The sequence below is a fragment of the Micromonospora musae genome (genome assembly GCF_003626635.1).
Lineage (GTDB): Bacteria > Actinomycetota > Actinomycetes > Mycobacteriales > Micromonosporaceae > Micromonospora > Micromonospora musae.
This window is the reverse complement of the sequence record NZ_RAZT01000009.1, coordinates 173152-195688: the sequence shown is the minus strand read 5'-3', so window position 1 is coordinate 195688 and position 22537 is coordinate 173152. Positions and strand designations below refer to the sequence as shown.

Annotated in this window: 20 protein-coding genes; 10 read left to right on the top strand and 10 right to left on the bottom strand. The window is 74.7% G+C overall.

Annotated elements, in window-relative coordinates; all coding sequences use genetic code 11:
- Window positions 1-13: 13 nt before the first annotated feature.
- From D7044_RS19255 to D7044_RS19235, 5 genes are all read right to left on the bottom strand, one after another.
- Window positions 14-658 carry a bifunctional 4-hydroxy-2-oxoglutarate aldolase/2-dehydro-3-deoxy-phosphogluconate aldolase gene (locus D7044_RS19255; protein WP_120689743.1) on the bottom strand — a complete coding sequence of 215 codons (645 nt, stop codon included), beginning with the start codon at window positions 656-658 and terminating at the stop codon, window positions 14-16.
- Window positions 655-1578 (bottom strand): hypothetical protein, encoded by a 924-nt coding sequence (locus D7044_RS19250; protein WP_233565045.1) that lies wholly within the window; start codon window positions 1576-1578, stop codon window positions 655-657. The genes D7044_RS19255 and D7044_RS19250 overlap by 4 nt, the downstream gene beginning before the upstream one ends.
- Window positions 1572-2717, bottom strand: a complete 1146-nt coding sequence (gene dgoD / locus D7044_RS19245; RefSeq protein ID WP_120689742.1) for a galactonate dehydratase — start codon at window positions 2715-2717, stop codon at window positions 1572-1574. The genes D7044_RS19250 and dgoD overlap by 7 nt, the downstream gene beginning before the upstream one ends.
- A gap of 65 nt (window positions 2718-2782) precedes the next feature.
- Window positions 2783-3493 carry a FadR/GntR family transcriptional regulator gene (locus tag D7044_RS19240; RefSeq protein ID WP_120675019.1) on the bottom strand — a complete coding sequence of 237 codons (711 nt, stop codon included), beginning with the start codon at window positions 3491-3493 and terminating at the stop codon, window positions 2783-2785.
- A 38-nt stretch (window positions 3494-3531) separates the two neighbouring features.
- Entirely contained in the window at window positions 3532-4290 is a 759-nt protein-coding gene (locus D7044_RS19235) for an SDR family NAD(P)-dependent oxidoreductase (protein WP_120689741.1), read from the bottom strand.
- 144 nt (window positions 4291-4434) lie between these two features.
- Here D7044_RS19235 and D7044_RS19230 point away from each other — a divergent pair, with 144 nt between their 5' ends.
- Genes D7044_RS19230 through D7044_RS19215 form a run of 4 tightly spaced genes read left to right on the top strand, consistent with a single transcriptional unit; the run spans window position 4435 to window position 9616 of the window.
- On the top strand, window positions 4435-5730 hold the full coding sequence (locus D7044_RS19230) for an ABC transporter substrate-binding protein (protein ID WP_120689740.1): 1296 nt from the start codon (window positions 4435-4437) through the stop codon (window positions 5728-5730).
- A gap of 10 nt (window positions 5731-5740) precedes the next feature.
- Complete coding sequence (locus D7044_RS19225; RefSeq protein WP_233562999.1) at window positions 5741-6676, top strand: carbohydrate ABC transporter permease; 936 nt, start codon at window positions 5741-5743, stop codon at window positions 6674-6676.
- Window positions 6673-7497 (top strand): carbohydrate ABC transporter permease, encoded by an 825-nt coding sequence (locus tag D7044_RS19220; RefSeq protein WP_233562998.1) that lies wholly within the window; start codon window positions 6673-6675, stop codon window positions 7495-7497. The genes D7044_RS19225 and D7044_RS19220 overlap by 4 nt, the downstream gene beginning before the upstream one ends.
- A gap of 22 nt (window positions 7498-7519) precedes the next feature.
- On the top strand, window positions 7520-9616 hold the full coding sequence (locus tag D7044_RS19215) for an alpha-galactosidase (protein WP_120689739.1): 2097 nt from the start codon (window positions 7520-7522) through the stop codon (window positions 9614-9616).
- A gap of 67 nt (window positions 9617-9683) precedes the next feature.
- Here the strand turns inward: D7044_RS19215 and D7044_RS33290 are convergent, their stop codons facing one another.
- The gene (locus tag D7044_RS33290) at window positions 9684-12563 is read right to left on the bottom strand and encodes an Hsp70 family protein (RefSeq protein ID WP_120689738.1); all 2880 of its coding nucleotides are present in this window, start codon (window positions 12561-12563) and stop codon (window positions 9684-9686) included.
- A gap of 163 nt (window positions 12564-12726) precedes the next feature.
- Here D7044_RS33290 and D7044_RS19205 point away from each other — a divergent pair, with 163 nt between their 5' ends.
- Both D7044_RS19205 and D7044_RS19200 read left to right on the top strand, forming a co-directional pair.
- Complete coding sequence (locus D7044_RS19205) at window positions 12727-13419, top strand: response regulator transcription factor (RefSeq protein ID WP_120689737.1); 693 nt, start codon at window positions 12727-12729, stop codon at window positions 13417-13419.
- Window positions 13412-14434 (top strand): sensor histidine kinase, encoded by a 1023-nt coding sequence (locus D7044_RS19200; protein WP_120689736.1) that lies wholly within the window; start codon window positions 13412-13414, stop codon window positions 14432-14434. Before D7044_RS19205 ends, D7044_RS19200 begins: the two co-directional genes overlap by 8 nt.
- A 21-nt stretch (window positions 14435-14455) precedes the next feature.
- On the opposite strand, the gene D7044_RS19195 is transcribed toward D7044_RS19200, so the two are convergent.
- The 3 genes from D7044_RS19195 to D7044_RS19185 are packed head-to-tail and all read right to left on the bottom strand — an operon-like array spanning window position 14456 to window position 16469.
- Window positions 14456-15106, bottom strand: a complete 651-nt coding sequence (locus D7044_RS19195) for a class I SAM-dependent methyltransferase (RefSeq protein WP_120689735.1) — start codon at window positions 15104-15106, stop codon at window positions 14456-14458.
- Window positions 15103-15783: a TIGR04282 family arsenosugar biosynthesis glycosyltransferase gene (locus D7044_RS19190; RefSeq protein WP_120689734.1), complete on the bottom strand. Its 681-nt coding sequence runs from the start codon at window positions 15781-15783 to the stop codon at window positions 15103-15105. The genes D7044_RS19195 and D7044_RS19190 overlap by 4 nt, the downstream gene beginning before the upstream one ends.
- Complete coding sequence (locus tag D7044_RS19185) at window positions 15780-16469, bottom strand: glycosyltransferase family 2 protein (RefSeq protein ID WP_120689733.1); 690 nt, start codon at window positions 16467-16469, stop codon at window positions 15780-15782. The genes D7044_RS19190 and D7044_RS19185 overlap by 4 nt, the downstream gene beginning before the upstream one ends.
- Before the next feature lie 145 nt (window positions 16470-16614).
- On the opposite strand from D7044_RS19185, the gene D7044_RS19180 reads away from it, so the two are divergent.
- Entirely contained in the window at window positions 16615-18003 is a 1389-nt protein-coding gene (locus D7044_RS19180; RefSeq protein WP_120689732.1) for a hypothetical protein, read from the top strand.
- A gap of 71 nt (window positions 18004-18074) precedes the next feature.
- Here D7044_RS19180 and D7044_RS19175 read toward each other — a convergent pair whose 3' ends face one another.
- A complete protein-coding gene (locus tag D7044_RS19175; RefSeq protein ID WP_120689731.1) occupies window positions 18075-19139 on the bottom strand; it encodes an NAD-dependent epimerase/dehydratase family protein in 1065 nt (354 codons plus the stop codon).
- Between the two features lie 256 nt (window positions 19140-19395).
- Between D7044_RS19175 and D7044_RS19170 the strand changes: the two genes are divergently transcribed.
- The 3 genes from D7044_RS19170 (at window position 19396) to D7044_RS19160 (ending at window position 22472) form a co-directional block, all read left to right on the top strand.
- On the top strand, window positions 19396-20679 hold the full coding sequence (locus D7044_RS19170) for a molybdopterin-dependent oxidoreductase (RefSeq protein ID WP_407663321.1): 1284 nt from the start codon (window positions 19396-19398) through the stop codon (window positions 20677-20679).
- Window positions 20672-21214: a hypothetical protein gene (locus tag D7044_RS19165; protein WP_199716688.1), complete on the top strand. Its 543-nt coding sequence runs from the start codon at window positions 20672-20674 to the stop codon at window positions 21212-21214. Before D7044_RS19170 ends, D7044_RS19165 begins: the two co-directional genes overlap by 8 nt.
- Window positions 21215-21371: 157 nt before the next feature.
- Window positions 21372-22472: an L-dopachrome tautomerase-related protein gene (locus D7044_RS19160; protein WP_199716687.1), complete on the top strand. Its 1101-nt coding sequence runs from the start codon at window positions 21372-21374 to the stop codon at window positions 22470-22472.
- Window positions 22473-22537: the final 65 nt, after the last annotated feature.

Here is a 22537-nt window from a genome sequence, read left to right as displayed (position 1 = left end):
CGTCCGGCGCCGATCAGCGGGACGACGGTACGACCGGCGCGTCGGCCACCGCCGCGCGGAAGGCGGCCGCCCGGGCGCGCAGCGCGTCGAGGTCACCGCCGCGCACCGCGTCGCCGAGCAGCGGCGAGCCGACCCCGACGGCCACCGCGCCCCGAGCCAGGTACTGCCGAGCGCTCTCGGCGTCCACCCCGCCGACGGGCACGAACGGGACGTCCGGCAACGGGTCGCGCAGCGCCCCGAGGTAGCCGGGCCCGCCGATCGAGGCGGGGAAGAGCTTGACCGCGGCAGCGCCAGCCGCCCGGGCGCCGAGCACCTCGGTCGGGGTGAGCGCACCGGCGAGGACCGGCAGCCCGAGCCGGAGCGCTTCGTCGAGGCTCTCGGCGAGCGCCGGGGTGACCAGGAAGGACACCCCCGCGTCGGCGGCCGCGCGAGCGTCGGCGACGCTGAGCACGGTGCCCGCGCCGAGGCCGAAGCCGGGACCGAGCGCGGCCCGGGCCCGACGCAGCGTGCCGAGAGCGTCCGCGCTGGTCAACGACACCTCGATCAGGGCCACGCCGCTGTCGGCGAGGGTCAGGACGGCGGCGAGCGCCGCCTCCGGGTCCGGGCCGCGCACGATGGCGAGCAGCCGGTGGGTACGCAGGGCGTCGGTCAGGTTCACCGGGGACCTCTCTGTCGGTGCGCGGAGACGGTCAGCCGCCAGGCGACCTCCCCGCTCGGTGGGACGAGCGCCGCGTCCTCCGGCCCGGCGTCGGCCAGGTCGAAGGCGGCGCCGAGCATCGGCTCCACGCCGAGGCTGCGGTAGGGGGCCGCCTCGGGCCAGCCCCGCAGGTTGCGCCAGAGCCCGACGCCCACCGGCTGGCCGTCGCAGGCCAGCTCGAAGGTGAGCACGTCGGGCGCGTCCACCACCCGGACCCGGGGACAGTCCACCAGCACCGCGCCGACGGCGGTGCCGTCGTCCGGGCCGAAGGCGTCCAGCGCCAGACCGGCCGGCGTGGGCCAGTCGCCGGGAAGCCACGGCCGTCCGGCCGGCCAGGTCTCCGGCGGCAGCAGTGCGGCGGCCTCCGGATGCAACCGCGTCGAGGTGCCCGTGGGCGCCTCCAGTCGGGCCGCCGGCGACAGGTCGAGCAGGGCGTGTGCCGCCCAGAGGAAGCGGTACCCGGGGTCGGCGGCGAGCCGGTAGTCGACCACGATCACGCCGGAGCGCTCGGCGAGGCGGCGGGTGAGGGTGAACTGCGGGCAGTCGACGGCCGCGGCACCGGGGCCCGTCTCCTGCCAGGGGCGGGACCAGACGTCACCGTGGTCGGGACAGCCCCGCACCGTGGGCAGACACTCCTCCAGCCCGCCCGCGTCCACGAAGGCCGCGCCCGGCGAGACCCCCTCCCGGCCTAGTTCGGGACCCAGCCAGAGCCACTCCCGCCCGCCACCGCGCAGGCTGGTCCAGCGTCCACCCAGCGCGAGATCGACCTCGGCGCGCAGCGGCACCGGCCACTCCGGATCAGGCCCGGTCCCGGCGGTGGGCGCCGGCTGCGGGCGCGGGCCGGCCGGCTCGTGCGGCCGCGCCCCGGTGGGCGTCACCATTCGGCGAACGACCCGTCCGGGTGGCGCCAGACCGGGTTGCGCCAGGCGTGCGGGCTCTTCGCGGCCCGCCGCACCGCCGCCTCGTCGATGGTGATGCCGAGGCCGGGCCCGTCGAACCGGACGATGTGCCCGTCGGTGAACCGGAACGGCTCCGGGTCGATCAGGTAGTCCAGCAGCTCCGAGCCGCCGTTGTAGTGGATGCCGATGCTCTGCTCCTGGATGAGGAAGTTCGGCGTCGCGAAGGCCACCTGGAGGCTGGCCGCGAGCGCGATCGGGCCGAGCGGGCAGTGCGGCGCGAGCAGGGCGCCGTACGTCTCCGCGAGCGCCGCGATCCGCCGTACCTCGGAGATGCCACCCGCGTGCGACAGGTCGGGCTGCACCACCGACACCCCGGCCTGCAGCGGGGTGAGGAACTCCGTCCGTGAGTAGAGGCGTTCGCCGGTGGCGACCGGCACCGGCGAGCTGGCGACCACGTCACGCAGGTGGTGGGCCTGATCCGGGAGCAGCGGCTCCTCGACGAAGAACGGCCGCAGCGGCGCCAGCTCGGGGAGGATGCGGCGCACCGCGGCGAGCCCGGCGCGGCCGTGGAAGTCCAGCGCGATGTCGCGTTCGTCGCCGAGCACCGCCCGGGCGGCGGCGACCCGGCCGACGACCTCGTCGATCTCCGCCGGGGTGGGGATCGGGGAGAGCTGGCCGCAGGCGTTCATCTTGAGCCCGGTCAGTCCGGCGGCCATCTGCTCGGCGGCGGCGTCGGCGATCTCGGCGGGTTCGTCCCCGCCGATCCAGGAGTAGATGCGCACCCGGTCCCGGACCGGCCCGCCGAGCAGGGCGTGCACCGGAACGCCGTACGCCCGCCCGGTGATGTCCCACAGCGCCTGGTCCAGGCCGGCGACGGCGCTGGAGAGGACCGGGCCGCCGCGGTAGAAGCCGCCCTTGGTCAGCACCTGCCAGTGCTGCTCCACGCGGAGCGGGTCCTCCCCGACGAGGTACTCGGCGAGCACCTCGACCGCGGCGCGGACCACTTCGGCCCGTCCCTCCACCACCGGCTCGCCCCAGCCGACCAGACCGGTGTCGGTCTCCACCCGGCAGAACAACCACCGCGGCGCGACCAGGAAGGTCTCGATCCGTTCGATCTTCACTGCGTTACCCCTTCGTTCGTGACCGCGGGGCTCGCAAGCTCACTGGTCGCACTCACTGGTCGTACTCACCGGTCGCCGTCTGGTCCGCGCAGCTTCTCGACGTCCCGCACGGCCTTGGCGAGCAGTTCACACATCGCCGCCTCGGCGGCGCGGTCGTCGCCGGCGCGGATCGCGTCGACCACGGCGCGGTGGCTGGGGACGGGATCGTCGTCGCTGTCGCGGCCGTGCACCAGCCGGTCGCGCTCGGCGAGCCCGGTCTTCATCACCACTTCCATCCGGACCAGCAGCTCGTTGTGGGTGGCGGCGAGCAGGCCCCGGTGGAACGCGAGGTCGGCGGCGACGGCGGCCGCCGGCCGGCCCCGCGCGTCGGACATCGCGTCCAGCGCCGCGTCGAGCGCCGCCACGTCCTCGGCGCTGGCCCGGGAGGCGGCCAGCCGCGCCGCGGCCGGCTCGATGATCGAGCGGACCTCGTGCAGCTGGTCGATGAGGAGCGGATCGGCCCCGTCGGCGAACTGCCAGCGGATCACGTCACCGTCGAGCAGGTTCCAGTCGGCGCGGGGCCGGACGAAGGTGCCGCGTTTCTGCCGGGCGTCCACTATGCCCTTCGCGGTGAGGACCTTGAGCGCCTCGCGGAGGGCGGTGAGACTGACGTCCAGCTCCTCCTGGAGCGCGGCGAGGTTCAAGGTGTCGCCTTCGGCGATCTCCCCGGTGAGGATGCGCCGGGCGATCACCTCGACGGTGTGTCCATGGACACCACGGCCTGCGTACTGTGCCAATGCTCTTCGCGCCTTCTTCGCTCGTCGGTCTCGATCTGTCAGGCCGAGGCTTTCATCGCGGTCCATCCACCGTCCACCACCAGGCTCGTGCCGGTGACGAAGGCGGCGTCCGGCGAGGCGAGGAAGGCGACCACGGCGGCGACCTCCTCCGGCGCTCCGAATCGCTTGGCGACCGTCTCCGCGACGCTGCGTCGACGGTCCTCCTCCCCGATGCCGTCCCAGGCGCCGGTGAGGATCGGGCCCGGCAGCACGCTGTTGACCCGTACGTGGGGGCCGTACTCGACGGCGAGCTGCCGGCCGAGGGCGACCAGGGCGCCCTTCGCCGCCGCGTAGGCGGGCCGGCCGGGCAGCCCGATCAGGGCGTGCACCGAGGAGATCAGCACGACTGCGCCGGCGCGGTCGACGAGGTCGTCGAGGCAGGCCCGGACGCCGAGGAAGGCGGCGGTGAGGTTGACGCCGAGCTGGTGGTCCCAGGATGCCCGGCTGGTGCGGTGCGCGGGGGCGATCTCGACGGTGGAGGCGTTGCTGACCAGGATGTCGACCGGGCCGAGCTCGGCGCGCACCCGGTCGATCGCGGCGGCCCAGGACGCCTCGTCGGAGACGTCGGCCACGATGGACAGCCCCTGGCCACCGGCGGCGGTCAGCGCCTCGGTCGCCGGGGCGGGGTCGCGGACGTCGAGCAGGGCGACGCGGGCCCCCTCCGCGGCGAGGCGACGTGCCGTGGCCGCGCCGATCCCGCCGTAGGCGCCGGTGACCACCGCTGTCTTGCCGTCCAATCGGCGTACGACCGGATCCATCGATCACCCCAGGCACCGTTTAACCATTAATTACGAATACATCTTGACAGTGAGAGTACCCCGGATGCAACCTTCTGGTCACACCATTAACGAGACCGACACCGAGCGCCGCGTCGCACCGTGTCGATGAGGAAGGGACCACCTGTGACCGACTTCGATCCCGGTCGCCGCCGATTCCTCGGCAACCTCGGGCTCGCGGGCCTGGGCGCGCTCGGCGCCGGCTCGTTGCTGAGCGCCTGCGCCAGCTCCGCCAGCGGACCGGCGAAGAGCGGCGGCTCCGGCGCTGTGACCATCCAGTCCAACCTCTCCTCGCCGCAGGCCAAGACGGCGATCGAGAAGCTCGCCGAGAACTTCAACAAGCTGGGCAAGGGCACCGCGTCGGTCAACACGATCGCCTCGGAGACCTTCCGCACCCAGCTGCCGACCTACCTGACGTCGGCCAACCCGCCGGACCTCTACACCTGGTACGCGGGCTCGGTCGCCAACGACTACGCCAGCAAGGGCCTGCTGCTCGACGTCTCCGACGTGTGGCAGGGGCTCGGTGAGTACCCGCAGTCGTTGAAGACCCTCTCCACCGACGCCGCCGGCAAGCAGGTCTTCGTGCCGATGACCAACTACTGGTGGGGCTTCTTCTACCGCAAGAGCAACTTCGCCAAGTGGGGGGTCCAGGAGCCGAAGACCTGGGCCGACTTCCTCGCCGTCTGCGAGACCCTGAAGAGCAAGGGCATCCCGCCGATCGGCATCGGCCTCGGCGACACCCCCTGGGTCGCCTCGGCCTGGTTCGACTACCTCAACATCCGCATCAACGGCGCGCCGTTCCACCGCGAACTGCTCGCCGGCAAGCAGCGCTTCGACGACCCGAAGGTCAAGGCCGTCCTCACCCGCTGGCGGGAGGTCCTGCCGTACTTCGACCCGAAGGGCAAGGCGTACCCGTTCCAGGAGGCGACCACCGCGCTGCTCGCCGGCAAGACCGGCATGTTCCTGATCGGCACCTTCTTCGCCGACGCCGCGCCGAAGGACGCCCTGGGCGACCTGGACTTCTTCCGCTTCCCGATCATCGACCCGGCGGTGCCGGTGGCCGAGGAGGCGCCCACCGACGGCTTCTTCGCCAGCGCCAAGAGCGCCAACCCGGCCGGCACCAAGGAGCTGCTGAGGTACTTCGCCTCCGTCGAGGCGCAGGAGGAGTACGTCAAGTCCAGCTCCGGCATCGTGCTGCCGGTGCACCCGAAGGCCAAGGCCGCCGACTCGCCGCTGGTGAGCAAGGGCAAGGCGATGCTGGAGAGCGCCGCCGAGCTGACCCAGTTCTTCAACCGGGACTCCAGCGACGCGCTCCAGCCGACCGCGGACACGGCGCTCACCAAGTTCATGGACAAGCCCGACCAGATCGACGCGATCCTCCGCGAGTGGCAGGCGTCCGCCGAGAAGGTCTTCAAGGGCTGACGTGACAAACGTGTCCACAATCGCCGAGACACCCGGGACGACGGCGTCCACGGTGGCCGGCGCTCCCCGGCGGCGGCGACGGTCGAACCGACTGTCGCCGCTGCTGGTGGCGTTCGTGCTGGTGCCCTTCGCGGTCGAGAGCATCTGGGTCTTCTGGCCGGCCCTGCAGGGATTCTGGTTCTCGCTGACCCGCTGGGACGGCCAGACGCCACCCGAGTTCATCGGCGTCGACAACTACGTCGAGCTGGCCGGGGACGCCACGTTCCGCGGCGCCCTGCTCAACACGGTCATCTGGCTGGTCCTCTTCGGCGGGCTCTCCGTCGTCGGTGGCTTCGGGATGGCGCTGCTGCTGCAGAAGGAGCGGCGGGGCGTCGGCTTCTACCGCGCCGCGCTCTTCACCCCGGTGGTCTTCTCCCTGGTGGTGACCGCCCTGGTCTGGCGGGTCTTCTACCAGCCGGACGGGGTGGCCGACCAGATCCTGCGCACGATCGGGCTGGAACACCTGATCCGGCCCTGGCTCGCCGATCCGCAGACCGCCCTCTACGCGGTGATCCTGCCGGCCCTGTGGCGGCAGATCGGCTACGTGATGGTGCTCTTCCTCGCCGGCCTCAAGGCGATCGACCCGGCGCTGCACGAGGCCGCCCGGATGGACGGGGCGAACGGCTGGCAGCGGCTGTGGTACGTGACGGTCCCCCAGCTCAAGGGCGTCAACGCGGTCGTGCTCTCGGTCATCGTGATCGACTCGCTGCGCTCGTTCGACATCGTCTGGTCGCTGACCAAGGGCGGGCCGTACCACTCCTCCGAGCTGCTCAGCACCTACATGTACTCGGCCGCCTTCCAGAGCCTGCGGCTCGGGTACGCGTCGGCCATCGCCGTGGTGATCTTCGTGCTCGCGCTCGCCGTCATCCTCGGCTACCTCGTCCGCGCATTCCGGGAGGAAGCGTGATCCGCAAGCTCCGCACCGGGACCTTCCACACCGGGATGATCCTGCTCTCGCTGCTCTGGCTCGGGCCGGTGATCTGGGTGGTGGTGATGTCCACCCGCACCTTCGACGACATCGCCGCCAACGGCGTGGGCAGCCTGCCGCACTCGTTCACCCTCGACACCTACCGGCAGGCGTGGGTCGACGGCGGCGAGCTGCGGGCGTTGATCAACAGCCTGCTGGTCACCGTCCCCTCGGTGGTGCTGAGCCTGGCGCTGGCCGCGGTCGCGGCGTTCGCGTTGAGCCGCTACCGGATCCCCGGCCGGCGGACCATCCTGCTGCTGATGCTCGCCGGCAACCTGCTGCCACCACAGATCCTGCTCATCCCGGTGCAGAAGTTCAGTGAGCTGACCGGGCTGTACGACACCCTCTGGGCGTTGATCACCGTTCAGGTCGGCTTCGGGCTGGGCTTCTACACGTTCGTGCTGCACGGCTTCATGCGCGACCTGCCCGGTGAGATCCAGGAGGCGGCGACGATCGACGGCGCGGGCCCCGCGCAGATCTTCGCCCGGGTGATGCTGCCGCTGACCCGACCGGCGCTGGCCGCCCTCGGGGCGCTCTCCTTCACCTGGATCTTCAACGACCTGCTCTGGGCCATCACGGTGCTGCGCACCGACGATCGGATGCCGGTCACCCCGGCGCTGCTCGCGCTCCAGGGCCAGTTCGTCTCCTCGTGGAGCGTGATCGCCGCCGGCACGGTGATCGCGGCGGTGCCGACCGTCGCGGTCTTCCTGCGCTTCCAGCGGCACTTCATCGGCGGCCTGGCGATCGGCGCGGTCAAGTGAGCGTCTGCACGGAGGAGAGCAAGTGAGCGAGCACGGTACGGAGGCCGCGCGGCGGTGGACGCTGCGCGGGGCGCACACCGAGTACGTGGTGACGGTGCCGGCGCACGGGCGCTGGCTGGAGCTCGGCGCGTGGGGGCCGCACGGGGTCGGCGACGGCCCCTCCCCCGTCGCGTACGACGGGCCGGTGCCGTTCCTCACCGCCGGGGACGCCGCCCCGATCGAGTACGCCACCGACGCGGACCGCCCCTTCACCGGCGCCGACCTGGTGGTGGAGACGACCACCGGGCACCGACGGGTGGCGTTCGACTTCGTCGAGGCGGCACACGACCCGGCCGCCGGCACTCTCGCGGTCACCTTCGCCGACCCGGTCACCGGGCTGCGCGCGGTGCTGCGGTACGCCGTCGCGGCCGGCACCGACGTGGTCCGGCGCTGGGTGGAGCTGACCAACACCGGCACCGAACCCCTTCAGCTGGCTCGCGTCGGCACGGGCGGGTTCTGCGTACCCACCCCGCACGGCGCGCTGCTCAGCCACCAGTGGGGCCAGTGGTCGCAGGAGTTCCAGCTCGAACACGTCGACCTGAAGCACGGGGCGTTCACCATCGGCAGCAGCCAGGGCGTACCGGGGCATCTGCACGTGCCGTGGCTCGCGGTACGGGACCGGGCCGAGCCGGACGGCCCGGCCTGGGCCGTGGCGGTGGCGTGGACCGGCTCGTGGGAGATCACCGCGGAGCGGGACACCGGCGGGCTCACCCGGGTCCGGGCCGGACGCCGGCTGCCGGACGGGCCGCTGGAGCTGCCGGCGGGCGGCGCGCTGACCCTGCCGGAGGTCGCCGGGGCGTACAGCACCGCCGGGTTGGACGGGCTGGCCCGGGTCTGGCACCGCTACCAGCGGGTGCTCGCCGGTGACCGGCTCGTACCCCGACCGGTGCTCTACAACTCGTGGGAGGCGACCTACTTCGCGGTCAACGCGAAGAGCCAGCTGGAACTGGCCCGGATCGCCGCCGAACTCGGGGTGGAGACCTTCGTGGTCGACGACGGCTGGTTCGTCGGCCGCGACGACGACACCGCCGGGCTCGGCGACTGGACGCCCGACCCGGCCAAGTTCCCCGACGGCTTCGAGGCGTTCGTCGCCGAGGTACGCGGGCTGGGGCTGCGCTTCGGGCTCTGGGTGGAGCCGGAGTGCGTGAACCCGCGCTCGCGGCTCTACGCCGAGCACCCCGACTGGGTCTACCAGGTCGACGGGCGGCCGCTCACCCCGATCCGCAACCAGTACCTGCTGGACCTGGGCCGGCCGGAGGTGGCCGAGTTCGTCCACTCCACGCTGGACGGGCTGCTGCGCCGGTACGACATCGCGTACCTGAAGTGGGACTTCAACCGCCCGCGCACCGAACCCGGCCGGGCCGGCGTGGACGGGCCACTGGACCTCGACGGCGCGCACGTGAGCGCCCTGCACCGCATCTACGAGCGGCTGCGCCGGGACCACCCGGACGTGCTGATCGAGTCCTGCGCCGGCGGTGGCGCCCGCACCGACCTGGCCATGGCCGCCCGGGCCGACATCTTCTGGCCCAGCGACAACACCGCCCCGCTGGACCGGCTCGCCATCCAGCACGGTTTCCTGCACGCCAACGCCCCGCACCTGCTGAGCTCCTGGGTGACCGACGCGCCCGGGATCTTCGACCCACGGCCGCGGTCCCTGGCGTTCCGGTTCGTCCTCGCGATGGCCGGGGTGCTCGGCATCGGCGCGGACATCCGGCACTGGACGCCGCAGCAGCGCGCCGAGGCCGCCGACTGGATCTCCCGGTACAAGGAGATCCGGGAGGTCGTCACGCACGGCGAGGTGCACCTGATCGGCGGGCCGGACCAGGCCCGCTGCGCGGTCCAGTACACCTCCCCCGACGGGCGGCGGGTGGTCGTGCTGGCCTGGCACACCGGCCGGTCGGACGGCCCCGGTCAGCTGCCGTCGCGCCCGGTCCGGCTGCCGCTGCGCGGCCTCGACCCGGCGGGGCGGTACCGGCACCACGAGCGGAGCTACTCGGGCAGCCACCTGAGCGCCGTCGGGGTGCCGGTGCAGTGGACCCCGACCCACGACGCCGAGCTGATCGTCCTCGACCAGGAGTGAACACCCACCCGCCCGGCCGCCCGCGACGGGTGGCCGGGCGGGTTCACGGGCGAGCCAGGCGCGGCGGTCAGTCGGCCGCGAAGCGGTAGATGACGAAGTCCTTCTCCGCGCCACAGGCGATCACCCGGCTGTTCCACGAGCAGCTGCTGCTGCGTACGCCCACCAGCTCGCCCAGTTCGGTCACCTCGCCGGTGCCCGCGCGTACCCCGGCGACACTGCGGTCGGCCTCCACCGTGCTCGCCGGCTCCGCGAAGACCAGCAGGTTCCCGGCGTCGAGCCGGACGGCGACGCCGCGCCGATCCCGCAGCACCGCCGTGCCGTCCGGGTCGAAGAGGGTGCTCGTGGCCGGTATGCCGGTCCGGCGGACCAACAGACGTTCGCCGACGGGCACGAGCACGCTCGCGTTCGGCGCCGGCCAGCTCTTCGGCGTCTCGCCCTCGGTCGCCGCCACCACGATGGTCCGCTCGGCCGTCGCGTCCGGCACCTCCAGCAGGCAGGCGCGGTGCTCGCCACAGGCCACCAACGCCTCCGGCCGGCGCCGCTCGTCGGGCGCCCGGTAGAGCACCACCGGCTGCGCCGAGAGCGCGTTCAGGTCGTAGCCGAGCAGTTGAAAGCCGCCCTCGTCGGCGGCGACGAAGAGCCGGTCCTCGTGCGCCACGAGCAGGTCGTCGAGGTCGGCGACGTTGCCCCGGCTGCCGGCGACGGCTCCGCTGTCCATCTCGATCACCCGCACGGAGCGGTCCGCGCCGACCTGGAGCAGACGCCGCCCCGTCGCCCGCCACGGATCCCGGGACCCACCGTCGAGATACCCGGGCCCGGCCTCCGCCTCGTCGGTGCCGACCGGCACGACGGTGGTGCGGGCGCCGCCGTACTCGTCCTGCGGGTTGGGCAGGTCCCACCGTTGCTCGCCGTCGTCGAGGCGCAGACCGACGAGCCGCTTCCCGGCCCGGTCGACGAGCACCGCCACCCGGTCGGTGAAGTAGACGTCGTCGTCGCCGCGGATGGCCCGCTTCCACCGCTGCGCGCCGGTCGCGGCGTCCAGCACCACCATCTCCCGCGGCTCGCTGGTGGCGGCTTCGCTGGGGTACGCCACGACCGCGCCCGGCACGGCGACGATCCGCTCCCAGTCGTCGGCGGCGACGTCGGTCGGCTTGCGCCACAGCTCCGCGCCGGTGGCGGCGTCGACCGCCGTCACCTCCAGCCGTCCGTCGCCTCGCCGGTACGCCAGATACCCACGGTCACCCAGCACGGCGGTCCACATGCCGACGGAACGCTCGCCGCCGGCGGCGACCCGCTTCACCTCCTGCACCGCGTGGAAGTCCAGCCCCGGGTAACGGTCCCGGGTCAGGTAGAGCAGCGTCGCGGTGGCCACCCCGGCGAGGGCGACCACGGCGCCGAGGACGATCCAGCCCGCCCGCCGCCGGCCGGCCGGCGCACCGGACGACGGCGGCGACAGCGGGCCGACCGGGGTGGGTCGCGCGGCCGGTCCGCCGAGGTGCGCGGCGGAAGGGCCGGCGGGCGACGCGGCGCCGGGGTCGCCGAACGGGGGCGGCCCGGGAAACGGCGGGGCGGCGGGAGAGTCGGGCCGTTCGACGAGGGTGGCGCCGACGCCGGCCGGCAGCGTCGCCGCGAGTCCCGGCGCGGGCGGCACGCCGGCCGGGCTCGGCACGGCCGCCTCCGGCCCCGGCCCCGCCGAGACCGAGCCGGGCAGGTGCGCCGCCGGAGCGGACGGGCCGGCGTCCACCGCCGTCGGGGCCGGCCGCTGGGCCGGGACGAGCGGACCGGCACCCACCGCCGCCGGGGCCCGGCCCCGCAGCGGCAGGTCGGTCAACGCGCCCTCGGCGACCGGCAGCTCCGGCTGTTCCAGCACGGTCGGCGCGATGCCCAGATCGGCGTGGAGCATCCGGGCCACCAGCGGGATCCGGGACGACCCGCCGACCAGGAAGAGCCCGGCGAGCCGCTCGGGGGTGAGCCCGGCCGCGCCGATCACCTCCCGGGCGGCGGCGACCGCCCGCTCCAGCAACGGACGGGCGGCCCGCTCGACGTCGTCGCGGGTCAGCCGCACCGGCTCGGCCACGCCGGGCACCACCACCGGCGCGACGGTGCCCCGGGAGAGCGACTCCTTCGCGCCGCGTACCGCCTCCCAGAGCTGCATGGCGTCGCGGCGCGCCACCGCGTCGGCGTGCGCGGCGAGCCGCGCCCACTGCCGCGGGTACCGCCCGGCGACCAGCTCGCCGACCCGGGCGAGCAGCGCCGCGTCGACGTCCAGGCCGCCGAGGTCGGGCAGCCCACCACAGGAGACGACGGTGAAGCCCGAGTCGCCCCACGGGTCGGCGCCCTCGTTGCGTACGACGGCGACGTCCAACGTGCCGCCCCCGAAGTCGAAGACCGCGATCGCCTCGCCGACCGGTACGGGGCGACGCAGCACCTCCGTGTAGTAACGGGCCGCCGCCACCGGCTCCCGCAGCAGCCGGGTGCCGGGCGGGGTCGGGCCGGCGAGGGTGTGCTCGGCGACCTGCGGCCAGCCGGCGCGCAGCAGCGCGTCGCCGAGCACCTGCCGCCGGGCGTCGTCCCAGGTCGCCGGGGCGGTGAGCACCGCCGGGGGCAGGAAACCGGCCGCCTCGACCGCGGCCCGCCCGACCGCGTGCAGCACCGCGCCGAGCAGCTCGGCGGGGAGCAGGTCACGCTCACCGAGGCGGACGCTCGCTTCGTCGACGCGGCGCTTCGGGTTCGGCTCGTACCGCAGCGGGTCGGCCTGCGCCAGCCGTCGGGCGTCCAGCCCGGCGTGCAGCCCACCGTCCGGATCGGCGTACACCCCGGACGGCATGATCGGTTGACCGTCCACCAGCAGCGGCCGGGTACGCCCGTCCGGCCAGCGCAGCACCGCCACCGTGTTGGACGTACCGAGGTCGACACCGAGAGCGAAGCCCTCGTGCTGGCCTGCCATCTACCGATACCTCCGCCGTGAGGATGCCCGGTCCCGCATCGTACGCAGCCACCACCGCGCCGCTGACCGGCCGGTCAGCCGGGTGGGACCGTAAGGAAGCCGCAACATCTCCCCCCGGCTGCTCGCCGGAGGCCCTGGCTAGGGTGGGCGCGGGGAGGTGCACGTGAGTCAGCGGGTGCTGGTGGTCGACGACGACCGGACGGTCAGCGACGTGGTCTGCCGCTACCTGGAGCACGCCGGCTACGAGGTCGACCACGTCGGGGACGGCCTGGCCGCGCTCGACGCGGTGCGGGAACGCCGGCCGCACCTGGTGGTGCTCGACCTGATGCTGCCCGGGCTGGACGGGTTGCAGGTGTGCCGGCGGCTGCGGCAGGGGTCGGACGGCGTACCGATCATCATGCTCACCGCGCGCGGCGACGAGGCCGACCGAGTGCTCGGCCTGCAGCTGGGCGCCGACGACTACCTGGGCAAGCCCTTCTCCCCCCGGGAACTGGTACTGCGAGTCGGCTCGGTGCTACGCCGGGCCCGGGAACCCGCGCCGCCGGAGGCGGAGCTCTTCGTCGACGCGGGCCTCGAGGTGGCGACCGGTCCCCGGGTGGCCCGGCTGCACGGCCGGGAGCTGTCCCTCACACTGCGCGAGTTCGACCTGCTCGCTCACCTGATGCGGCACCCGGCCCGGGCGTTGCGCCGCGCCGAGCTGCTGGAGCGGGTCTGGGGCTGGACGTTCGGCGACGAGTCCACGGTGACCGTGCACGTACGTCGGCTGCGGGAGAAGATCGAGGACGACCCGGCCGAGCCACGGCGCATCGTCACCGTGTGGGGTGTCGGTTACCGCTACCAGCCCGCCGATGCGTGACCTCACCCTGATCTTCGGGATGGCGTTGGCGGCGGCGCTCGGCGTCGGGCTGGCCGGCGCCCTCGCGCTGCGGCTGCTGCGCCACCGGTCGATCACCGTGCACGTCTGCGTGCTGCTCACGATCACCGTGGCGGCGGTGGTGGCGGGCGTGGCGGTGGTCGCCCAGGCGATGTTCCTCTCCGCCCACGACCTCCAGGTCGTGCTGCTCACCGTGGCCGCCGCGGCGGCGGTGAGCCTCGCCATCGGCTGGTACTTCGGTCGGCGACTAGCCGTCGCCGCGGTCTGGGCCGACCAGGCGCGCGAACGGGAACGCCGGATCGAGAAGGGTCGCCGCGACCTGGTCGCCTGGGTCTCCCACGACCTGCGTACGCCGCTGGCCGGTCTGCGGGCGATGGCCGAGGCGCTCGAGGACCGGGTGGTGGACGACCCGGCGACGGTCGCCGAGTACCACCGGCGCATCCGCGTCCAGACCGACCGGATGACCCAGTTGGTGGACGACCTGTTCGAGCTCTCCCGGATCAACGCCGGCGCGCTGCGGCTCTCGCCGGCCTCGCTGTCGCTCGGCGAGGTGGTCTCCGACGCCCTCGCCGCCGCCGCGCCGCTCGCCACCGCCCGGGGGATCAGACTCGTGGCCGCCGACTCCGGCTGGCCCACCGTGCTGGCCAGCGAGCCCGAGCTGGCCCGGGTGGTGGGCAACCTGCTGCTCAACGCGGTGCGCTACACCCCCGAGGACGGCACCGTGCAGGTCGACGGGGGCCGGGACCACGACGGGGTCTGGCTCGCGGTGGCGGACACCTGCGGCGGCATTCCGGAGCGGGACCTGCCGCGCCTGTTCGACGTGGCCTTCCGGGGCGAGCCGGCGCGTACGCCGCCGGGCGGCAACGGGGAGAGCTCCGGCGGGCTGGGCCTGGCCATCGTGCGGGGACTGGTCGAGGCGCACGGCGGTCGGGTGAACGTGCGGAACACGGCCGACGGATGCCGGTTCGTGGTGCGGCTTCCCGCCGCCGCCGGCTGACCGGGGCGCTCCGAGGTCCGGTCACGCGGCCGGTACGGCCAGCTCGCCGAACCAGCGCCCGCCCCGCCGGAACACGTCGCGCACGGTGAGCCGGGCGTGGACGGCGACCTGGTGCACCGCGCGGATGTCCAGCCGGGCCCAGCGGAACACCGGCCCCAAGGTGGTCGTCCCCGGCCGCCGTGGCGAGGCCACCCGGGCGTCGCCCTGCCAGAGCCCGAGGCCGGGCGGTTCCAGCTCGACCAGCACCGTGCCCGCCACGCCGAGCAGGGCCCGACAGCGGGCCAGCAGCGCGACCGGGTCGCCGCCGATGCCGATGTTGCCGTCGAGCAGGACGGCGTGCGCCCACCGGCCCTCGGCGGGCAGCGGCGCGAACAGGTCACGGTGCAGCGCCACGGCCCCGCGGGCCCGGGCCGCCGCGACCGCGTACGCGCTCAGGTCCACCCCGACGGCGGTGACCCCGGCCCGGGCCAGCGCCACCGTGAGCCGGCCGGGGCCGCAGCCGAGGTCGAGCGTCGGGCCGACGCAGCGGGCCACCACCTCGGCTGTGACCGGCTCGGCCGGACCGTGCCACCGACGAACCGGCAGGCGCTGCCGTACGCCGTCGCCGTGCACGAGCCAGTGCCCCTCGCCGTCACGGTCGCGCAGTGCCGTGGCGAAGCCGTCGACGGTCATCCGGGGCTTCCGGACACCATCGCCCGGCGGACCGTACCGACCTGTCGGGCGAACCGGCCGGACGGCGCCTCGGCGGCGACCGCGAGCGCGTCGGGCCACTCGTCGACGTCGCGCAGCAGGGGCAGCGGCACGGGACGCAGGCCCCGATCCTCCAGCGCGGACCAGGTGAGCCAGCCGGTGCGGGGGGTGGACATCGGCACCGTACGCAGCAACGTCGCGTCCCGCGGCTCGCGCAGCCCCAGCGCCCACCAGCCGCCGTCGACCGCCGTCCCGAGCACCGCTTCGGCACCGGCCAGGCGCAGTACCGCCGCGCCGAGCCCGGCCGGGGTCAGCTGCGGGGTGTCCATGCCGATCTGGAGCACCGGGCGACCCGGGAAGGCGGCGGCCACCTCGGCGTACGCGTTGGCGAGCCGGTCGCCGAGCCCGCCGCCCCGCTGCGCCAGCACCGTCCAGCCGCGCAGGGCGGTGACGAGGCCGGCCGCGTCCTGCGCGTCGGTCAGCCGGCCGGCGCAGGCGAGCACCGGGGTGACGCCAGGCGTGCCGCAGACCGCCTCCAGGGTGTCCCGCAGCGCGGCGGCGGCGATCCGGGCCGCCTGCAGGGGGCTGGCCGGCGGGCAGAGCCGGGTCTTCACCGCACCCGGCACCGGTGCCTTCGCCGCCACCAGCAGCACGGTCACCGGGGGCCGTCCACGGTGCGCAGCACACCGGCGAAGTCGCGGGTCGCCCGGAGCGTGCCCCGTACCGAGCCGGAGACCTTCGAGCGGGTGCCGGCCGCGCGCGGCGCGTACCGCACGTCGACCTCGTGGATCCGCCAACCGGCGGCGGCGGCGCGGATCAGCAGTTCGAGGGGGTAGCCGAAGGCCCGGTCGGTGACGCCGAGGGCGAGCAGCGCCTCGCGGCGGGCGACCCGGATCGGGCTGAGGTCGCGCAGCGGTACGCCTCGGCGGCGCAGCAGCGCCGCGACCAGGGCGGTACCGGCGCGGGCGTGCCACGGCCAGACGCCCACGCCGACCGGCCGGCGACGACCGACGGCGAGCTCCGCCGCGCCGGCCGCCACCGGGGCGACCAGCGCCGGCAGCTCCCCGGGGTCGAACGAGCCGTCGGCGTCGAGCACGCAGACCAGCTCGGTCCGGGCGGCCTCCAGTCCGGCGTGCACGGCGGCGCCGTAGCCCCGCCGCGGCTCGTGCACCACCCGGGCGCCGTACCCGGCGGCGATCTGCGGCGAGCCGTCCCGGGAGCCGTTGTCGACCACGATCGCCCGGTACCCGGCGGGCAGGGCGGTGAGCACCTGCGGCAGCGCGGCGGCCTCGTCCAGGCAGGGCAGCACGACGTCGATCGGGGTGGGGTCGTTCTGGGTCGGCATGAGGCCGACGCTAGGTCGCGGCCGGGTCGTCCGGGGCCGGAACGTCCTTACCGAACGCTTACCGCGCGGGCGATTCTTACCGGACGGTGACGGCGCGGCCGTTCCGCCCCCGCCGGCTGTCGCGCCGTCGTACCGTCCCCTGGTCATGGCCTCCGCACCCACGCTCACCGCCGCTCCCGGCCGGGCCGCAGAACACCGGCACCGCGCCGACCTCGCGGTGCTCGCGGTGGAGGTCGTGCTGTTCGGGGTCGCGGTCGGCGTGGGGCTCGTGCTGAACCGGCGCGACGTCGGCCTGTACGCGGACGCCGCGCCGCTCTACGCCAAATGGCAGCCGCACCTGGGCTGGGGCACGCCGGCCGCGCTGCTGATCGCGGTCGCGGTGCTCGGCTGGGGGGTGCGCTGGGCGCGTACCGCCCGATGGGGTGCGCTGCTCGCCGCCGGCTGGGCCTCGTCGGTGGCCTGGACGCTGTCGTTGGCGCTGGTGGACGGCTGGTCGGCGGGGCTGACCCGACGGCTGACGGCGCAGGCGGAGTACCTGACCGAGGTGCCGGGGGTGACCGACATCCCGGCGATGCTGGCCGGGTTCACCTCCCGGGTCCTCGACTTCCGGCCCGAATCGTGGTCCACCCACACCGCCGGGCATCCGCCGGGTGCGCTGCTGCTCTTCGTCGGGCTGGACCGGGTGGGCCTGGGCGGCGGTGCCGCCGCGGGGCTGGCCTGCGTCCTGGTCGGGGCGACGGTCACGGTGTCGGTGCCGGTCACGCTGCGGGCGCTCGGCGCCCCGGAGGCGGCCCGCGCGGTGGTGCCGTTCCTGGTGCTGCTGCCGGGAGCGGTCTGGATGGGCGTGTCGGCCGACGCGCTCTTCGCCGGGGTGGTCGCCGCCGGGCTCGCCCTGCTGGCGGTACGCGGCCCCACCGCCGCCGCGCTCGGCGGCGTGCTGCTCGGCTTCGCGCTCTACCTGTCGTACGGCTTCGTGCTGGTCGGGTTGCTCGCGCTGGCGGTGCTGGTGCTGCGCCCGGCGGCCCGGCTGCGGGCGCTGCTCGCCGGTGGCGTCGGGGTGCTCGCCGTGGCGGTGGCGTTCACCCTGGCCGGTTTCCACTGGTGGGAGGGGTACCGACTGCTCGTCGAGCGCTACTACCAGGGCTGGGCCGCCGAGCGACCGTACGCCTACTGGGTCTGGGCGAACCTGGCGGCGCTGCTGCTCTGCGCCGGCCCGGTGGTCGGCCCGGCGCTGCGCCGGGCGGTGGCCACGGCCACCGGCCGGGCGCGCGCCGGCTGGCGGCGGGCGGCGCTGGCCGCGGCGGTACGCGACGCCGGCCCGGCGGTCGTGCTGCCGTTGGCCGCCGCCGTGGCGGTGGTCGGGGCGGACCTGTCGGGGCTGAGCAAGGCGGAGGTGGAGCGGATCTGGCTGCCGTTCGCGGTCTGGCTGCTGGCCGCCGCCGCGCTGCTGCCCGCCGGGGCGCGCCGCTGGTGGTTGGCCGGGCAGGCGGTCACCGCGCTCGCCGTCAACCACCTGCTCTGGACGGTCTCCTGACGGCCGGGCGCACGCCCGCGACGGAGCAGACCGCCCGGCCCGGATCGGCGGCAGCGAAGGGCGGTGGCCGGTCAGCTCGACAGGACCGCCGGTTCGCGCAGCGGGTCGGTGGCGAAGCCCGCCACGCCCTCGGCGAAGCCGACCCGGGCGGTGTAGCCGAGCAGCTCGGCGGCGCGGCCCGGGTCGGCGACCACGTGCCGCACGTCGGCCGCCCGCGCGCCGCCGACGACCAGCGGGGCCGGGCCGCCCATCGCGTCGGCCAGGGTCTGCGCCAGCTCGCCGACGGTGTGCGGCTCGCCGGAGCAGACGTTCACCGGCACCAGCGTGGCCGTGGGCGCCGGCGCGGCCAACGCCAGCAGGTTCGCCCGGGCCACGTCGGTGACGTGCACGAAGTCGCGTCGCTGCCGGCCGTCCTCCAGGACCCGGGGCGGCTGTCCGGCGGCGAGCGCCGACCGGAAGATCGACGCGACTCCGGCGTACGGGGTGTCGCGGGGCATCCGGGGGCCGTAGACGTTGTGGTAGCGCAGCGCCCACACTCCCCCGCCGGTCTGCCGGGCCCAGGCGGCGGCGAAGTGCTCCTGGGCGAGCTTGCTGGCCGCGTAGGTGCTGCGCGGCTCCAGCGGGGCGTCCTCCGGCACCAGCGCCGGCGTGAGCGGGTCGTCGCAGCGGGGGCAGGTGGGGTCGTACCGGCCGGCCGCCATCTCCTGTGCCCGGCGTGGGGACGGGCGCACCACTCCGTGCGCGGCACAGTGATAGCGCCCCTCGCCGTAGACCACCATCGAGCTGGCCAGCACGAGGCGGGACACGCCGGCGCGGTACATCGCGGCCAGCAGCACCGCCGTGCCGAGGTCGTTGTGGCCGGCGTACTCCGGCGCGTCGGACGGGTCGAGGCCGTGCCCCACCATCGCCGCCTGGTGGCAGACCGCGTCCAGACCCGGCAGCAGCCGGTCCAGCAGCCGGCCGTCGCGGACGTCCCCCCGCACCAGGTCGTGCCGGCGCGCCCACTCCGGCGGCTGCGCGCCGTGGGCCTGCGGCAGCAGCGCGTCCAGCGGCACCACCTCGTGCCCCTCGGCGACGAGCAGGTCGGCGACCTGCGATCCGATGAACCCGGCCGCGCCGGTGACCAGTACCCGCATGTCCGGTCACGGTAGGCCAGTCGGACAGCCGGCGGGCCGGTACGGCGAACCTGTAAGGAGTTGGCAACAGGTGGCGCCCGGCCGGTGGGTCGGTAAGCCTCCGGTAATGCGGCAAACCCGGCCACCGGGCCCGACGGTCGGCCACGATGACCAGGAGATCGACCACCCGATCGAGGAGGAGGCACGAGTGCCAGCCAGCGATCCGTCCGCCGGGGAACGCACCGGTCCGGCCGGCGACCACGGCTCGCCCCGGGCGCTGTGGCAGGCCCTCGACCGGCATCGGCCGCCCGGCGCCGACGCGGTCACGACGGGCTGGCGCAGCCCACTGCGGGGTCCGCGGCTCACCTCGTTCTACGGCCTGGTGCTGCTCGTCACGCTGCCGCTGGTCATCGTCACCGGCCTGCTGGACTACGCCGCGTACAGCCCGCAGTTCGGGCAGGCGTTCCCGTTCGACGTGGGCTGGTTGCGGCTGCCGCCCTTCGACTGGCCGACCCGGCCGGCGTGGCTGTTCCAGCTCACCCAGGGGCTGCACGTGGGGCTCGGGATCGTCATCGTGCCGGTGGTGCTGGCGAAGCTCTGGTCGGTGGTGCCGAAGCTCTTCGACTGGCCGCCGGCCCGCTCGGTGGCGCAGGTGCTCGAACGGCTCTCCCTGCTGCTGCTCGTCGGTGGGATCCTCTTCCAGATCGCCACCGGCCTGCTCAACACGCAGTACGCGTACGTCTTCGGCTTCGACTTCTACACGGCGCACTACTTCGGGGCCTGGGTCTTCACCGCCGCGCTCGTGGTGCACGTGGTGTTGAAGCTGCCCCGGCTGGTGACGGCGCTGCGGTCCCGGCCGCCCGGCGCCGAGCTGGGTACGCCCCGCGCCGCCACCCGGCCCGAGCCTCCGGACCCGGACGGGCTGGTGCCGGTGAGGCCGGGCCCACCCACGGTGAGCCGACGCGGCGCGGTCGCCCTGGTCGGCGGCGGCTCGCTGCTGCTGGCCGCGTTGACCGTCGGACAGCACGTCGACGGCCCGCTGCGCCGCACGGCCTGGCTGCTGCCGCGGGGTCAGGACCCGGGCGACGGGCCGAACGGGTTCCAGATCAACCGGAGCGCCGCGGCGGCGGGGATCCGGCCCGCCGACACCGGTCCCGGCTGGCGGTTGACGCTGCGCGGCGGCGGGCGCACCGTGACCCTGGACCGCGCCGGGCTGCTCGCGATGGCGCAGCACACCGCGCGGCTGCCGATCGCCTGCGTCGAGGGCTGGTCGACCACGCAGACCTGGACCGGCGTACGGCTGCGCGACCTCGCGGCGCTCGCCGGAGTGCCCGACCCGGCGGCGGCGCACGTCGAGTCGCTGGAGCGCGCGGGGCTGTTCCGCCAAGCCACGCTCCAGGCGAACCAGGTGCGCGATCCGGACTCCTTGCTGGCGCTGCGGGTCAACGGGGCCGACCTCTCCGCCGACCACGGCTTCCCGGCCCGGGTCATCGTCCCGGCGCTGCCCGGGGTGCACTGCACGAAGTGGGTGGCGAGCATCGAGTTCCGCGCCGATGGGTGAGCTCTTCGCGCGGCTGCGGGCCGCATACGGCGCCGGTCCCCGGCACCTGCTCGTCCTGCTGCTCTGCTTCGTGGTCACCGGCTGGGTGGCGTTGCGGGTGGCTGGCGAGGCCACGGCGGGTCGGATGCTGCTCTGGTTCGTCGGCGCGGTGATCCTCCACGACCTGGTGCTCTTCCCCCTCTACGCGCTGCTCGACCGGGGGCTGCGCGCCGCGGTCGGGGTACCCGCCCGGCCGTCGCCGTCGGACGCGCCGTCGGGCGACGCGGGGCGGGCGGCGGCCCGGCTGGCGCTGCTCAACCACGTGCGGGTGCCGGCGCTCGGCGCCGCCCTGCTCTTCCTCGTCTACCTGCCGGGGGTGCTCGGCTGGGGCGCGGACACCTACCGGGCCGCGACCGGCCAGGAGCGGACCCCGTTGCTGGGCCGCTGGCTGGTGCTCAGCGGCGCGTTGTTCCTGCTCAGCGCCGTGCTGTGGGTGATCAGGTGGGTCCGGTGGCGAACGGTTCGCGGCAGCCGTGAGCCGGCCGAGCGAGGGTGACCGGGCCGGACGGTGGGACGGTTTCAGCCGCGCCTCGCCGGGAAGCACGGGGGCGGGCCCTTCGCGGCACCGGCCCGCGCCACCACCACCGAGGGGGTACGTCCATGGAGAGCCTGGCCAGGCCCACGCCCTGCCGGGGCACCGTCGGGGCCGCGGCGTGAACGGGCCGGTGGGCGACGAGCCGCTCGGTGAGCTGGAGCTGGTGCACACCTTCACCGGACCGATGCCGACGGGTGTGACCGTCTCGCACACCGGGCGGATCTTCGTCAACTTCCCCCAGTGGGGTGACGACCCGCCGGCCACGGTGGTCGAGCTGCGCGACGGTCGGGAGGTGCCGTTCCCGGACGAGCGGTGGAACTCTCCCGACGGGGACGACGACGCGCAGGCGTTCGTGTCGGTGCAGTGCGTGGTGGTCGATCCGGCCGACCGGCTCTGGGTGGTGGACACCGGCAGCCCGATGATGCGGCCGACGAAGCCGGGTGGTCCGAAACTGGTCCGCGTCGACCTGGAGACCGATCAGGTCGCCCAGGTGATCACGTTCCCGCCCGACGTGGCGCTGCCCAGCTCGTACCTCAACGACGTCCGCTTCGACCTGCGGCGCGGCCACGCCGGGCTGGCCTACCTCACCGATTCCACCGGCGACGGCCCGAACGGCATCGTGGTCGTCGATCTCGACAGCGGCCGCTCCTGGCGGCGGCTGCACGACCACCCGTCGACGAAGGCCGAGTCGCTGCACGGCTACCGGCCGATGGTCGAGGGTCGGCCGCTGCTGCAACGTCCGCCGGACGGCCCGCCGAAGCCGCTCTCGATGGGCTCCGACGGGATCGCCGTAGGCGCCGACGGAGCCCGCCTCTACTACTGCCCGCTGATGTCTCGGCACTGGTACAGCGTCTCCACCGACGCCCTCGCCGACGCGTCGATGCCCGAGGAGGAGGTGGCCGACGCGGTCGTCGACGAGGGCGACAAGGGCACCGGTTCGGACGGGCTGGAGAGCGACGACGCGGGACGGCTCTACTTCACCGCCTACGAGCACAACGCGGTGTTCCGGCGCCTGCCCGACGGGCGGTTCGAGACGCTGCTGCACGACCCGCGGCTGCTCTGGCCGGACACCATGTCGGTCGCCGCCGACGGGCACCTCTACGTCATCGCCAACCAGCTGCACCGGCAGGCCAACTACCAGGGCGGGCAGGATCGGCGGCGTAAGCCGTACGCCCTGTTCCGGACCCCGATCGACGCCGGACCGGTGCTGCTGCGCTGAGCGGCGAACGAGAGTGGGCGGGCCGGGAACACCCGGCCCGCCCACTGCGGTGGTACTACCTCAGG